Annotated in this window: 17 protein-coding genes; all 17 read left to right on the top strand. The window is 72.0% G+C overall.

Going from position 1 to position 14,062, the window contains the following annotated elements:
* The first annotated feature begins 198 nt into the window (after positions 1 to 198).
* Positions 199 to 633, top strand: coding sequence for a gp436 family protein (locus GXW74_RS15585; protein WP_211847450.1), 435 nt, complete (start codon positions 199 to 201; stop codon positions 631 to 633).
* Entirely contained in the window at positions 633 to 1,202 is a 570-nt protein-coding gene (locus GXW74_RS15580; protein ID WP_211847449.1) for a hypothetical protein, read from the top strand. The genes GXW74_RS15585 and GXW74_RS15580 overlap by 1 nt, the downstream gene beginning before the upstream one ends.
* Positions 1,202 to 1,447: an Acb2/Tad1 domain-containing protein gene (locus GXW74_RS15575; RefSeq protein ID WP_211847448.1), complete on the top strand. Its 246-nt coding sequence runs from the start codon at positions 1,202 to 1,204 to the stop codon at positions 1,445 to 1,447. The genes GXW74_RS15580 and GXW74_RS15575 overlap by 1 nt, the downstream gene beginning before the upstream one ends.
* Complete coding sequence (locus tag GXW74_RS15570; RefSeq protein WP_211847447.1) at positions 1,447 to 1,638, top strand: DUF2635 domain-containing protein; 192 nt, start codon at positions 1,447 to 1,449, stop codon at positions 1,636 to 1,638. Before GXW74_RS15575 ends, GXW74_RS15570 begins: the two co-directional genes overlap by 1 nt.
* Before the next feature lie 3 nt (positions 1,639 to 1,641).
* Positions 1,642 to 3,117, top strand: a complete 1,476-nt coding sequence (locus tag GXW74_RS15565; RefSeq protein WP_211847446.1) for a phage tail sheath subtilisin-like domain-containing protein — start codon at positions 1,642 to 1,644, stop codon at positions 3,115 to 3,117.
* A 9-nt stretch (positions 3,118 to 3,126) separates the two neighbouring features.
* The gene (locus GXW74_RS15560; protein WP_211847445.1) at positions 3,127 to 3,489 is read left to right on the top strand and encodes a phage tail tube protein; all 363 of its coding nucleotides are present in this window, start codon (positions 3,127 to 3,129) and stop codon (positions 3,487 to 3,489) included.
* Positions 3,482 to 3,940, top strand: a complete 459-nt coding sequence (locus tag GXW74_RS15555; RefSeq protein ID WP_211847444.1) for a phage tail assembly protein — start codon at positions 3,482 to 3,484, stop codon at positions 3,938 to 3,940. Before GXW74_RS15560 ends, GXW74_RS15555 begins: the two co-directional genes overlap by 8 nt.
* Before the next feature lie 132 nt (positions 3,941 to 4,072).
* Entirely contained in the window at positions 4,073 to 5,938 is a 1,866-nt protein-coding gene (locus GXW74_RS15550; protein WP_211847443.1) for a phage tail tape measure protein, read from the top strand.
* Positions 5,938 to 7,275 carry a DNA circularization N-terminal domain-containing protein gene (locus GXW74_RS15545; RefSeq protein ID WP_211847442.1) on the top strand — a complete coding sequence of 446 codons (1,338 nt, stop codon included), beginning with the start codon at positions 5,938 to 5,940 and terminating at the stop codon, positions 7,273 to 7,275. The genes GXW74_RS15550 and GXW74_RS15545 overlap by 1 nt, the downstream gene beginning before the upstream one ends.
* Positions 7,272 to 8,534, top strand: coding sequence for a phage baseplate assembly protein (locus GXW74_RS15540; RefSeq protein WP_211847441.1), 1,263 nt, complete (start codon positions 7,272 to 7,274; stop codon positions 8,532 to 8,534). Before GXW74_RS15545 ends, GXW74_RS15540 begins: the two co-directional genes overlap by 4 nt.
* A complete protein-coding gene (locus GXW74_RS15535) occupies positions 8,534 to 9,073 on the top strand; it encodes a phage baseplate assembly protein domain-containing protein (RefSeq protein ID WP_211847440.1) in 540 nt (179 codons plus the stop codon). The genes GXW74_RS15540 and GXW74_RS15535 overlap by 1 nt, the downstream gene beginning before the upstream one ends.
* A 69-nt stretch (positions 9,074 to 9,142) precedes the next feature.
* The gene (locus tag GXW74_RS15530; RefSeq protein ID WP_211847439.1) at positions 9,143 to 9,637 is read left to right on the top strand and encodes a phage GP46 family protein; all 495 of its coding nucleotides are present in this window, start codon (positions 9,143 to 9,145) and stop codon (positions 9,635 to 9,637) included.
* On the top strand, positions 9,634 to 10,704 hold the full coding sequence (locus tag GXW74_RS15525; RefSeq protein ID WP_211847438.1) for a baseplate J/gp47 family protein: 1,071 nt from the start codon (positions 9,634 to 9,636) through the stop codon (positions 10,702 to 10,704). Before GXW74_RS15530 ends, GXW74_RS15525 begins: the two co-directional genes overlap by 4 nt.
* The gene (locus GXW74_RS15520) at positions 10,704 to 11,483 is read left to right on the top strand and encodes a hypothetical protein (protein ID WP_211847437.1); all 780 of its coding nucleotides are present in this window, start codon (positions 10,704 to 10,706) and stop codon (positions 11,481 to 11,483) included. The genes GXW74_RS15525 and GXW74_RS15520 overlap by 1 nt, the downstream gene beginning before the upstream one ends.
* Positions 11,483 to 12,463, top strand: coding sequence for a hypothetical protein (locus GXW74_RS15515; RefSeq protein WP_211847436.1), 981 nt, complete (start codon positions 11,483 to 11,485; stop codon positions 12,461 to 12,463). The genes GXW74_RS15520 and GXW74_RS15515 overlap by 1 nt, the downstream gene beginning before the upstream one ends.
* A complete protein-coding gene (locus GXW74_RS15510; protein WP_211847435.1) occupies positions 12,460 to 13,164 on the top strand; it encodes a putative phage tail protein in 705 nt (234 codons plus the stop codon). The genes GXW74_RS15515 and GXW74_RS15510 overlap by 4 nt, the downstream gene beginning before the upstream one ends.
* A complete protein-coding gene (locus tag GXW74_RS15505; RefSeq protein WP_211847434.1) occupies positions 13,165 to 13,950 on the top strand; it encodes a glycine-rich domain-containing protein in 786 nt (261 codons plus the stop codon).
* The last annotated feature ends 112 nt before the right edge of the window (positions 13,951 to 14,062 follow it).

Below are 14,062 nucleotides of genomic sequence, written 5' to 3'. Positions count from 1 at the left end.
GAAGGGGGCTCCGGCGGCGCCGGCGCTTCCACCGATGGACCGGCGGCGGGCGCGGCTTCCACCCCCGCGCCCGCCAGTACGGATGGGGACACCCAGACCGCGCCGCCGCAGCCGCCCGTTGCGGCGTCGTCGGGGGATGGCTCCGCGGCACCGGCCGCGGCGGCGCGCACCTCCGGCCGGCGCAGGGGCGCCTGATCCATGCCCTACGCCACCATCGCCGACCTGACGGAAAGCTTCGGCGAGAGCGAGGCGACCCGCCTCACCGCGCCCGAGGGCGATCTCGACGGGCCGGTGGTGGAGGCGAAGGTCACCCGCGCGCTGACCGACGCGACGGACCTGATCGACAGCTATCTGGCGCGCCGCTACGCCGTGCCGCTGGTCGCGCCGATCCCGCCCGCCATCGTGCGTGCCTGCGCCGTGCTGGCGCGTTACCAGCTCGCGCATGGTGAGCAGCGCGAGCCCACCGAGCAGATGCGCCTGGAGCGCAAGGACACCATCGCCTGGCTGGAGCGCCTCGCCGAGGGCAGCGCCGTCCTGCCCGGCGCCGTGCCGGCCGCGGGCAGCTCCGGCGCCGGCGCGATGGTGAGCGACCGCCCGCGCGATTTCGCGCGCGATGCGCTGCGGGGGTGGTGATGCCGGACCTGCACACCTCCGGCCCGCTGTTCGGCATGGCGGCCGGGCTTGAGGCCCGTCTCAAGGCGTTCTTTCCGCCCTCTCACTTCGGCTTCGGGATCGTGCCGGCGGGGCTGACGCCGGCGATGTGGGCGCGCCTGACGCAGCGCACACCGTGGGTCGGTCTCGGCTTCCGCGGCGTGAAGCCCGATGCGGCGAGCGGCCGCATCCTCAAGGGCAAGGCCGAGTGGACGGTCTTCGTCGTGGTGAAGAACGCGCACAGCCCGCGCGCGCGGCTGCTCGGCGATGCGATGGGTCCGGCCCAGCTCGGCATGATCCAGGTCGCGGCGCTCTGCCTGCATGCGCACGAGCTGCGGGACATCGGCCATGTCGAGGTGGTGGGCATCGCCAATCTCCAGGCCGAGGGCTGGAAGGATGAGGCGGCCGAGATCGCCGCGCTCAGCATCACGGTCAATCTCTCGCTCACCGATCCGCGTGAGCTGCCCGATTTCCTCCGCCTCGCCGTGCAGTGGCAGTTCGAGCCGCCGCCGAGCGAAGGCCCCGCAGACACCATTGAGGCAGGCATCTGATGGCCGACGACCAGCCGAGCAAGATCGCGGGCTACCGCACGCTCACCGAGAGCGAGATCGCCATGATGAACCACATCAAGGCGAAGGAGGCAGGCATCGCCGAACTGGCGGCCCTGGTCCGCAACACCGCTCCGGCGGGCGAGCCGCAGCGCCAGGTCGCGATCGCAGTCACCGCCTTTGAGGAGGGCTTCATGCGTCTCGTGCGCGCGGTCGCCCGCCCTGTCAGCCCCTGGGAGGCCAAGTGATGGAGCGCGTCACCCTGCGCGTCGCCGAGGGCCGGCGCGTGCGCCTGCCGGACGGCAAGGTGCTGCCGCACGACGAGGACCTGGTGCTCGATCGCACGCCCTTCGTCCGGCGCCGCATCGCCGCGGGCGACCTGGTCCCGCCGCCGGCGACCACCCCGGCCGAGCCCGCAACCCCGAAGAAGAAGGGCTGATCCATGTCCGAGACCATCTCCTTCGAGGAGATCCCCTACGACTGGCGGAAGCCCGGAACCTATGTCGAGATCCGCCCGAGCTACCAGAACCTCGGCGTGCTCGGTTATCCGGCGCGGGTGCTGCTGATCGGGCAGATGCTCGCGACCGGCACGGCGGCCGAGGCGTTCCCGCAGCGCATCACACGCGCCGACCAGGCGCCGGCGCTGTTCGGCGCCGGGTCCGTCTGCGCCGAGATGGCGGAGGCGTTCCGCGCGGCCAACCAGACGACCGACCTCTACGTCATGGGGCTGAACGATGCCGCGGCTGCGGTGGCGGCGGCGGGCAGCGTCGTGCTGGCCGGATCGCCCACCGCGTCGGGCACGCTGGCGCTCTACATCGGCGGCCAGCGCATCGCAGTGCCGGTCGCCGCCGGTGCCACGGTCGCGGATATTGCCACGGCGGTGCGCGCTGCGATCACGGCCAAGACCGGCCTGCCGGTGACCAGCGGCGGCGCTGCCGGCAGCGTCACGCTGACCGCGAAGCAGAAGGGCACGGTCGGCAACCTGATCGACCTGCGGCTCAACCGCTTGGCCGGCGAGGCGACGCCGCCCGGGCTCACCGTGACCATCACCGCCATGTCGGGCGGCACCGGCGATCCGGACCTGCAGGATGCGCTCGACGCCATCGCGGCCGAATGGTTCACCGACATCGCCGTGGCCTGGACCGACACGGCGAACCTCAATGCGCTCGTCGCCGATCTGGCCACCCGGTATCAGGCGATGGGCGCGATGGACGCGCATGCCTATGCCGGCCTGCGCGGCACCTTCGGCGCGCTCTCGGCAGCGGGCGCGGCACGCAACAGTCCGCATCTGACCATCATCGGCGCCAATGCCTCGCCCACCTCGCCATGGGCCTGGGCGGCGAGCCTGGCTGGCGTCGCGGCCTTCCATCTGACCAACGACCCCGCGCGCCAGCTGCGCAGCCTGGCGCTTCCGGGGATCCAGCCGCCCGAGCCCGCGCTCCGCTTCACGATGACGGAACAGGACCTGCTGCTGCGCGATGGGATCTCGACCTTCGAGGTCTCCAACGACGGCACGGTGCGGCTGGATCGGGTGCTGACGACCTACCAGAAGTCCGCACTGGACGTGGATGACGTGGCCTGGCTGGACATCATGGTCCCGAAGACCATGTCTCGCATCCGCTACGACTGGGCGAGCTACGTCGGTCTGACCTTCCCGCGTTCGAAGCTCGCGGACGATGGCAGCCCGGTCGCGGAATACGGAGCGGCCTTCGTCACGCCGCGCCTGATGCACGCCGCCTGGTCCGCCCGGTGCACGCTCTACGAGCGCGAGGGCTGGATCGAAAGCGCGACCCGCACCGTGGCGGAGAGCAGCTTCCTGCGCGACGCCGACGATCGGAATCGGATGAATGCGCGGCAGCTCGTGCGCGTTGTCGGCAACCTCATGGTGCTCGCCGGCAGCCTGCAGTTCGAGGTGTGAGGAGGCCCCATGCAGACCCTCGGTATCATCGACGCGAGCTGGGGCGAGACCCCGATCCCCTGTGAGAAGGGCTCCAAGCTCAAGCTCGGCGGGCTCAAGAACAACCCGGTCATCATGGGCCGTCAGGTGCATCGCGCGCAGGAGATGGAGGCGTCGGAGATCACGCTCACGACCAACCTGATGCGTGGGCAGAAGCTGAAGGATCTCCTGACCGGCGGCGAGAAGCCGCTCACCGTCCGCTGCGATACCGGGCAGACCTATGTCTTCCCGGACGCGTTCCTGACCAACCGGCCGGAGATGACCTCGGGCGAAGGCGGCAAGATCGAACTGACGTTCGCCGCCGGCGAGCCGGAGGAACTGCTCCATGGCTGACATCGCCCCGGCCGAAGACGTGATTGTCGAGATCGAGGAGGAGGGCGCCGCGGTCGCGGCTGCGAGCTCGCCGGCCGATCCGGACGTCGTCGTCATCGATGAGGATGACGACGGCAAGGGTCTGCCGAAGCACGCGGTGCGTCGCCGCGACGGCACGATCGAACTGCCCCTCAGCGTGCCTGTCACGCTGCGCTACCGCCGCGGCCAGGACGGGCCGGTGCGGGAGGAAAGCCTGGATCGCCTGGTCCTGCATCGCCTCACCGGCGCCGACATGCGGGCCATCTCGGCGGCGAGCAAGGATGCGCAGATCACGGTGATGATCGCCCGCTGCGCCCGGATCAACGAGGCGAAGTTCGGCGCCATCTTCGACAAGATGGACGGCGCCGACGTCGGCTTCGCGGCCCGGGTGGTCGAGCATTTTTTGTCGAGTGGCCCGAGGACTGGCACCTGATCCTCGCCGCCATCGGCGGCCACTACCACTGGCCTCGGGCCGAGCTTGAGGCCCTGACCGCGGCCGAGGCGCAGTTCTGGCACGGCGCCGCCGTCGCCCTGCACGAGCGGATCCGCAACAGGAGCTGAGCCGATGACCGCCGGCCGCGACATGAATGCCCGCCTGATCGTCCGCCTGCAGGACCGCTTCAGCGCGGGCCTCGGCCGCCTGCGGGCGCGGCTGGATGGCATCTTCGGGTCGATGCGGCGCCTCGGCGCCATCACGGGCATCGCCGCCGGGCTGAGCCTGGTCGGGCCGATCCAGCAGGCCGCGGCGTTCGACCAGTCCCTGCGCGACATCGCCCTGACCGCGGGGCAGACCGGCGCCGATGTGGGCGCCATGATCCGTCGGCTGGAGGGCGAGTTCAATCGCCTCGCCATCGAAACTGGCCGCCGCAGCACGGACATCGCGCAGGGTGCCGCGGTGCTCATCTCCGCCGGCATGGAGCGCTCGCTGGTGGATCGGCTGATGCCGACGATCGCCCGCGTGGCGACGGCGACCAACGCCTCGATCAGCGATGTGGCGCAGGCGGCGTTCACGCTCTCCGACACGTTGCGCGTCGGGCCGGATCAGATGGAGCGTGCTCTTGCGGCGATGGTCACCGCCGGCAAGGAGGGGCGCTTCGAATTCCGCGACATGGCGCGGGAATTCCCGGGCCTGACGGCCGCAGCCGCGGCGCTGGGACTGACCGGGGAACGGGCGGTCAATTCCCTCTCGGCCGCGCTGCAGGTGGCGCGCCGCGGCGCGGCGAGCAGTAGTGAGGCCGCGAACAATCTGCAGAACTTCCTCCAGAAGCTCAGCAGCCCCGAGACGGTGCGGAACTTCCGCCAGATGGGCGTGAACCTGGAGGAGGTGATGGCCGATGCCACGCGCCGCGGGATCAACCCGATCGAGGCCATCGTCCAGAAGGTGCGCGAGGTGACCGGCGGGAACATGTTCCGCGTCGGCGAGCTGTTCGGGGACATGCAGGTGCTGAACTTCCTGCGCCCCATGATGCAGAACGTCGAGGAGTACCTCCGCATCCGGGATCTCGCCGCCGGCGCCACCACCGGGGTCATCGGCCAGGATTTCGCCGCGCAGATGGAGGGGCCGTTCCGTGGGCTGGAGGTGTTTTATGAGCGCCTGGATCAGCTCGGCCGGCGCCTCGGCGCGTCCCTCTCGCGCGGGCTTGCGCCGGTCAACCAGTCGATGGCCGCGGTGCTCGGCTTCCTCGAGCGCATGGATCGGCAGTTCCCGGGCCTGCTCGACACGCTGGTGACCGCGGCCGCAGTGATCGGCGGGGCCTCGGCCGTCTTTGCCGTTCTCGGCACCGTGCTCGGCTTCATCCTCGGGCCGATCGGCGCCGTCGCCGCAGGCCTGGCCGGCCTGCTCGGCATCAGCATGGCGCCGTTCCTGCTGCTCGTCGCCGCGATCGCCGCCGCCGCGCTGCTGATCTACGAGCACTGGGACGACATCGCGGATTTCTTCGCCCGCATCTGGGCAGGCATCACCCGGTTCTGGAACAGCGAGCAGGTCGCCTGGCTGCGGAACAGCGTGGTCGCCGTGCTGGCCGGCGCCGCCAGCCTCCTCACCACCGCCTGGGAGGGCGTTGCCGACTTCTTCGCCAGCCTGTGGGCGAACATTGCGGGCGCGTTCAGCGCCGCCTGGGAGACCATCCGCCCAATCGTCGAGGCGATCCAGGCCGCCATGGCCTGGGCCGAGGGCGCACGCGGCAATGGCCGCACCGCCGGCGGCAGCGGCCCGCTCGCGCCGCAAGGCCAGGGCCTGCGCCGGCCAGGCGTCGCGAGCGGCTTCTACGCACCCGAGGATGCCGTGCCGGGCGGGGGCGGGCGTGAGGCCCGCGTCGCCGGCGAGATCGTCGTGCGCGCCGCGCCGGGCACCGAGATCGTGGACACCACCAGCCGCAACCCGAATGTCCCGATCACGCCCAACCGCGGCCCGATGCTGGCGACGCCCTGATGTCAGGCGCGCTGATCCCCGCCGGCCTGCTGCCGGCCGGCCTCGCGGACCTGTTCGAGGGCCTGTTCGGCGCTTCCTGGCGCGGCGTGTCGTTTCACATGCCGGACGCCCGGCATGAGGTCGGCCGCCGTGTCGTGCGCATCTTCTTCCCCGGCCGCGACGCCACGGCCCACGAGGATCTCGGCGCGCACGACGGCACCATTTCCGTCTCCGGCCTGATCCTCGGCGACGACTATGCCCGCCGTGCGCGCGCGATGGAGGCTGCATTCCGCGAGCCCGGTCCGGGCACGCTGGTCCATCCCTGGCTCGGCGAGTTGGAGGTGGTGCTCGCCAGGCCGGCGACGATCAGTTTCAGCGAGCGCGAGCTGCGCGTCGCGCGGTTCGAGGCGCAGTTCGAACCTTGGGTGGAGCGCGCCACCGCACCGCTCGACACGCTCGGCCAGGTGCTCGCGGAGATCGACAGCCTCAAGGCCGAGGCGCGCGCGCTGCTGCGCCGCGTGCTGGCGCCTCTGCTGCTGCCGCTCGCGGCGATCGGCGCCGTCAACAGCTATGCCAATGAGGCGCGGAGCCTGTGGACGGGCCTGCTCTCCGGCGGCCGTGGCGCTGGGGCGATCCTCACGCTGCTGCCCGGCACCGCCCTGCCTGGCCTGTCCGCCGTGGGCGGCCTGCCCATCGACGAGGCCTACGGCGATGCTGTCACGGACGCGCTGCAGGCGGTGCCGGATGGTATCTCGGCCGCCGCCGTCGCCGGCGACGCGCCCGCCATCGGGCCGGCGGCGGAAGCGGCGTCGATCGGCACGGTCGCCACAGTCGATCCTGTCGCGGCGACGGATATCCTGCTCTCCGCCCTTGATGGCCTCGGCCTTTCGGCGGCCAATCCGGCGCCCGGCCCGGCGCTCGCGCTCGTCGGCCGCGCGCAGGCGCTGGCGGCGGCGGTGGGCACGGCGACGGGCATCAGCTACGAGACCCGCCAGGATGCCGTCGCCTGGCGGGCACGGATCGACGGCGCTCTCGCTGCGCTGGCGGGCAGCGCCGCCAGCGTGGCCTCCGCCGCCAGCGGCGGGCAGACCTCCGCCGGGCCTGGGGCGATGTGGCGCGCCGTCACGGATCTCCGCGCCGCCTGGGCGCGCGACATGAATGAGCGCATCGGCCGCCTGCCATCGCTGGAGCGCATCGCCCCGCCGCGCGCGGTGCCGCTGTGGCTCCTGGCGCAGCACATCGCCGGCGCCGATCCTGGCCGCGTCGTGTCGCAGTATGAGGACCTGGTGCGCCGCAACCGGCTGCGCCACCCCGCCATCCTCGATGCCGGCGTCGCGCTCGACGTGCTGCGGCAATGAGCGGCCGCCGCGCGCAGCCGACGCGGCGGGTCAGCCTCACGGTCGCCGGCCAGGTCCATGACCTCTGGACCGAGGTCGAGATCGTGCGCGACCTCGCGGACATCAGCGGCAGCTATACCCTGCGGTATCACGACAGCGCCCGCGCGAGCCGCGCCCTGCCGGCGCTGCGCGGCATCGCGCGTGCGATCGAGGACGAGCTCGCCCCCGGCCCGGAGGCCAAGCTGGCGATCGACGGGGAGACAGTCCTGCTCGGCTGGATCGACGAGGTGGTGCTCGAGATCGCCGGCGACACGCTGCACGCCACCGTCTCCGGCCGCGACCGCGCCGGGGACCTGGTGGACTGCGCGGCCGCGCCGAATGGCCCGGCGGAATACCGCAACCTCACGCTCACCGAGATCGCCCATCGCATCTGCGCGCCGTTCGGGATCCCGGTGCGGGCGGAGGTGGATGTCGGCGCGCCGTTTCCGCGGTTCTCGCTGGACGTGTCCGAGACCGCCATGTCGGCGCTCGAAAAGGCGGCACGGCAGCGTGCCGTGCTGGTCGTCAGCGACGGCGTCGGCGGCATCGTGCTGACGCGCGGCGGCAGCCGGCGCGGGCCGGAGCCGCTGCGCATGCCGGGCAATGTGCAGGCCAGCGCCGCGACGCTGAGCTGGCGCGATCGGTTCCGCGACTACTACGTCAAGGGCCAGACCGAACGCGCCGCCGGCGGCCGCGCCACCAACCCCGCGCTGTCGCGCGCGACGGAGCTGACCCCGGGCCCGACGCCGCCGGCGCCCGCCCGCCCCGCGACCCAGGAACGGCGCGGCATCGTGATGACCGGCCATGCGCGCGATGCCGCCGTCACCCGCTATCGCCCCAAGGTGGTGCAGGCCAAGACGCAGAGCGGCGGCGTCAGCGTCCAGGAACAGGCGGAATGGATGATGCGGGTTGCGCGCGCCAAAGCCGAGCAGGTCAAGCACACCGTCCTCGACTGGCGCGCCGGGGAGGATCGGATGCTCTGGCGGCCCAACGAGCTCGTGCTGGTCGAGGATCTCTACGCCGGCATCAACGGCGACATGCTGATCGGCGGCGTGACCTTCACCTACGGGGAGGGCACGGCGCACCGTACCGTGCTCTCCCTGGTCGGTCCGGCGGCGTTCGACGTGCTGCGGGAGGCGCCGGCCGACGGCAACCGCGCCCGCGGGCGCAGCCGCGGCACGACGGCGCGCGGAGACAATGTGGCGCGGCCGCTGGCTGGCGGAACGTCGGGGGCAGGCTGATGGACGAGGCGACGGCGATGGCCCTGCGCGGCCTGGTGGTGCGCGCCGTGCTGCGCGGCACCGACGATGCCGGGGAAACGCAGACTGCCGAGGCGGAGACGCATGACGGCGTGCTGCGGTCGGGCGTCGAGGTGCTGCAGCCCTTCGGCCTCGCTTCCCGCCCGCCGGCCGATGGCGGGTACACGATCCTGCTCGCTGTCGGCGGCGACCAGGGGGACATGGTCGCGCTGCCGCTCGCGTGTCCTTCGGCTCGCTACGGCGCGCTCGAGCCCGGGGAGACGGTGATCCACGACGCGGCCGGCAACCGCCTGCATTTCCGCAATGGCGGGCTGGTCGAAGTGCGGGCGCAGAACGGCATCGCCGTGCAGGTCGGCGGCACGGTGCTGGAGGTGACGGCCACGGGCGTCGCCATCACCGGCGACCTGGTCGTCAGCGGCCAGGTCAGCGACGGCAACGGCTCCATGCAGGAGATGCGGGACCGCTACAATGCGCACGGGCATCCGGGCGCGTCGGCGCCGCCCGGCCCTCTGATGGACTGAGGCCAAGTGCAGGCCCGCCCGCGCCCGCGGGCATTAACCTGCACCTCCCGCGCGCGCGATGGTCCGGGTATGCCCGGCCCCGCCCCCGTTGCCGATCTCGCGCTGCGCTTCGACGTCGCGAAGCGCCGCTTCGATCTCGCCATCGCCGGCGCGGACCTGGCGCTCGACACCACGCCGGCGACGGCCATGGTCGTCTCCCTCGGCTCCGACCGATTCGCGCGCGCCGATGACCTGCTGCCTTCTCAGCCCTCCGCCGTGCCGGAGGATCCGGGCGCCCCCGCCGAATTGAACCCGCGCCGGGGCTGGGTCGGCGATGCTCTCGACAGCCAAGGACGGCGCATCGGCTCCCGCCTTTGGCTGCTCGAACGGGCGAAGGAGAGCGAGGAAACGCGCCGCCGGGCCGAGGCCATGGCGACAGAGGCGCTGGACTGGCTCGCCACCACCCGCGGCTACCTGGTCGAGGTCTCGGCGGAATGGGTGCGCCGCGGCCTGCTCGGGCTGCTCGCCCGCGCTGGCGTGGCGCAGGTCTCCGTGCGCCGGACCATCGGCGGCGGCGCCGCATGACCTGGCCGTTGCCCACCCCCGACGCGATCGCCGAACGCCTCGCTGGCGGGATGGAGACCGCGCTCGAAACCGCGGATCGTCGCGTCGACGCGCGCAGTCCGAACACCGTGCTGGGTGTGCTGGCACGCGTCGTCGCCATGGGGCAATTCGATCTTTGGCTGTACCAGCGCCGCATCGCCGACGACCTGATGCCGGACACCGCGGCGGCCGAGGCGCTGGAACGGCACGCGGACATCTGGGGTGTCACGCGCCTGCCGGCCTCCCCGGCGATCGGCAGCGCCACCTTCACCGGCAGCGACGGCACCCTGCTGCCCGCAGGGCTCGAACTGCGCGCCGCCTCCGGCCAGATCTACACCACCGATTCGGTGGCGGAGATCTCCGGCGGCACCGCGACCGTGGCCGTGCTGGCGACGGAGGCCGGCGCCGCCGGCAACCAGGTCGCCGGCGCGGTGCTGCAGCTGGTCGCGCCGATCGCCGGCGTCCTGCCGCAATCCGCCGTTGTCGCCGCCGGCGGCCTGACCGGCGGGGCGGACCTCGAGGCCGATGAAGCCTTGCGCTCCCGTCTGCTCGCCCGCATCCGCCAGCGCCCGCATGGCGGCGCGGCATACGACTACGAGGAATGGGCGCGCGCCGCATCGCCGGACGTCGCGCATGTCGCGGTCTATGGGAATTGGGCCGGCCTCGGCACCGTGGCCGTCGTCATCGGCATGCGCGGCCCGCGGGCGCCGGAGACCGAGGAACTGGCCGCCGTCGCCGCCCACATCGCGCCGCTGCGGCCGGTGACGGCGGATGTGCAGGTGCTCGCCGCGGTGCCGGTCGAGGTGGACATCACCCTGACGCTGAGCCCCGACACCGTGCAGACGCGCGCCGCGGTCGAAGCGGCGCTGGCGACCTACTTCGCCGCCGACGCCCGCATCGGCCAGCGGCTGGCGCGATCGCGGATCTCCGAGGCGATCAGCAGCGCGGCCGGGGAGTACTCGCACTCGCTCACGCTGCCCGCGGCCGACGTGGAGCCGGAGGCCACCGAGCTGCCGATCCTCGGCACCATCACATTCGAGGCGCCCTGATGGCCCATCTCTACGCCGACCGCGTCAAGGAGCTGACCACCAGCACCGGGCCGGGCAGCATCACCACCACCGGGCCGGCTGGCGCCGACTTCGTGACCTTCGCCGCACGCATCGGCGTGGGCAACACCACCGATGTCTGCATGCGGGACAAGACGACGGGCGAGTGGGAGACCTTCCGCACCGAGGTGCTGGGCGCGACCAGCCTGTCCCGCGGCGCCTTCCTCGACAGCAGCACGGGCAGCCGCATCTCCTTTGCGGCCGGGGAGAAGGAGATCTTCTGCTGCCTGCCTGCGATCGAGACGATGCGCAGGACGGAGATCGAGGCGGCGCTCGCCGCCAAGGCACCTCTCGCTTCGCCCGTGCTGACCGGCACGCCGACCGCGCCCACGGCGGCGCCCGGTACCGACACGGCGCAGATCGCGACCATGGCGGCGGTTCAGGCGGCCCTGGTCGCGGCGCGGGCGGCGAATGTCGTCACCGTGTCCGGCACCACCCATGCACCGGCGCTGGCGCAGGGTGGCGCCTATTTCCGCTGCACCAATGCGGCAGGTTGCGCCGTGACCATCCCTGCGGGCGAGGACGTCGCTTTCCCGATCGGCACGATGCTCGCCTACGAGCAGGCCGGCGTCGGGCCGCTCACATTCGCCGGCGACAGCGGCGTGGCCATCAACGTCGCCGCCACCCACCTGGCAGCGACGGTGGACCAGCATGCCGTCGTGCAGCTCGTGCTTGTCGCGGCCGACACCTGGACCATCTGCGGCAACCTGGAGGCCGCCTGATGCCTCTCATGCAGCCGAGCCACGGCATCATCGCGTCGATGCAGCGGGTCGCGACAGGTCCCGCAGGGCCGCATCGCCATTGGGTATTCGTCACGGTCGGGTCGCGCGAGCGATACCTGGCACTGGCGGAACTGGAGCTGGCGGCGACCGTTGGCGGCGCCGATCAGACGGCGGGGAAGACCATCACGTCCAATGAGAGCCACTGGGGCGTGACCGCGACCTATCTTGGCCGTGGCCTTGGCTATGCCATCGACAACAACGCTGACACCTTTGCGATCCACGACTGGATCAACACGTCGGTGCAGGACTGCCTGACCATTGCCATCGACTTCGGCAGCCCGGTCTACGCGGGGGAACTGCGCATCAGGGCGCTGCCATCGAGCTTCAGCAGCATCGTCAAGGCCTCGCCCGCCGGCGGCATCCTGTGCGGTTCGGACGACGGCGTGACGCTCATCCCCTATCTCGCCGTGGTCAGCCCGGATCTCTGGATCCCGGGGGAACAGCGCGCCTGGCCGGTGACGGGCAACGTCCTGGCGACGGATCGATCGACAGCGCGCATCTGGTACCTGCGGGTCACAGCGAACAACGGCAACACGTCGGCCGGCGTGAAGGAGCTCATGTTCCGAGGCGCGTCCGGCGGTCCTTCCCTATGCATCGGCGGCGTGCCGGGCACGACGAATGCGTATGCGGGCTTTGATGGTGATGAAACCGCCTGGGGCGGCTTCGACGGCGCAGGCAACTCCGGTCGCTGGAACACGGCCGCAGGCGGTGCGGCCCTCTCGCCGCGCCTCACCTATCTTTTTCCCTCGGCGCCGAACCCGACGCATGTCGCGATGATGTGTGCCGACATCCCGAACCGCATGCCGCGGGATTTCGAGATCGGATATTCGCTCAATGGCCTCGTGCGTGTCCCGGTTCTCACCGTGACCGGCGCGACCGGGTGGTCGGTGGACGAAATCCGGGAGTGGGCGCTGCCATGATCTCCGGCTCCGCCTTCGCCGAGCTGCCGGTCGCTGTCGCGCCCGATGGCATCCCGCCGCTGCCGGCCGTCATCGTTCTTCCGGAGGGTCCGCGCGCGGCCCGCAGCGTGTCCGCCATCCAGGCAGAGTTGCTCGACCTGCTGCCTACCGGCTGGGCGTGGTCGCGCGACCTCGATACGACCCTCGCCTCGCTGCTGCTGGCCCTCGCGCAGGAGATCGAGCGCTTCGAGGTCTCGGCCGAGGCCATGCTGCCGCAGGTGGACCCGCGGGTCGGGCTGGAACTGCTGGAGGATTTCGAGCGCGTCCTCGGCCCCGACCCGTGCGGCCGGGACCTGGTGGACAGCGCCGGCGGCCTCGATGACCGGCGCAGGGCCGCGCATGTGCGATGGACGCAGCAGGGCTACCAGACGCCCGCCTACTACATCGCGCTCGCCGGCGCGCTCGGCGTCGAGATCACCATCGCCGAGACCACGCCCGCCGTGCTCGGCGTTCTGGAATGCGGGATGGAGCTGGCGCCGGCCGCCGAGCGCTTCGTCTGGGTCGTCAGCCTGCCGGAAACCCGCGTCATCGAGCCTGAGCTCGGCGTTCTCGAATGCGGCGGCTTCCTCGGAGAGCTGGTCCCGAGCCTGGTGGAATGCGTGATCCGCCAGCTTGCGCCGGCGCACACCACGCCCGTCTTCTCCTATGCGGAGGCTTCCTGAATGGATCGGATCAACGGCGCCAACACCGTCGACATCGGCAGCGGCCGCCGCGGTTGGCGCATGCGCAATCTCCTCGCCGGGATCGCCGGCACGGAGTTCACGGCCGGCTATCAGAATGCTTCCCAGGAGGAACTCATTGGCCTGATCGAGGCGGCTGGCCTCACGCCCGACGAGAATGACTGGGGGCAGGTGCTGCAGGCGATCATGCTGCTGACAGCGCCACGCATGCAGGTGTTCTTGGCCAGCGGGAGTTTCACGGTTCCGGCGCACGTCACGCGCCTGAAAGTGCGGGCCTGGGGGGCGGGCGGGTCCGGCGGCGGATCGTCCGATCTCGGCTGGCCCGGCGGCGGCGGCGGTGCCGGCGGCTATGGGGAGGTGGTGCTCGGCGTGACGCCGGGCCAGGTCATTCCCGTGGTGGTTGGCCATGGCACCGCCGGCGCGAACGGCGGCGCCACCACCTTCGGCACCCTGGTCTGCAACGGCGGCGGGAAGGGGGGCGAGGGCTCCGCCGGCCTCGTCGGCGCGGGCGGTGCCGGGGGCAGCGTGGCCGGCGCCGATCTGGCGATCACCGGAAGCTATGCCAGCAGCGGCATCGTGTATGGCGCGACCGGCGTGGTCGAAGGTGGCAGCGGCGCCTCGGGGTTCGGCACCAGCATCACGCGCGCGGTCGGGTCGAACTCGGTCGGCTTCAACGGCAATGCCGGGCAGTTTCCGGGCGGCGGCGCGTCCGGTTGCACGAACTCGACCGCGCCCGGCGGCAACGGGCTGGCAGTGGTGGAGTGGTGACGGGGGCTTGAGCCCGCCACACCCCGCCGACAGGCGGGGGATGGGCCGCGCCAACGGCCCAAGCCGCGAGGGCCAGACCCTCGCACGGAAACCCGCCCCGCCCGCGCCGGCC

The sequence above is a fragment of the Neoroseomonas eburnea genome, from assembly GCF_018129005.1.
Lineage (GTDB): Bacteria > Pseudomonadota > Alphaproteobacteria > Acetobacterales > Acetobacteraceae > Neoroseomonas > Neoroseomonas eburnea.
The sequence above is the reverse complement of the archived record's forward strand: the minus strand, read 5'-3'. Positions and strand labels throughout refer to the sequence as shown.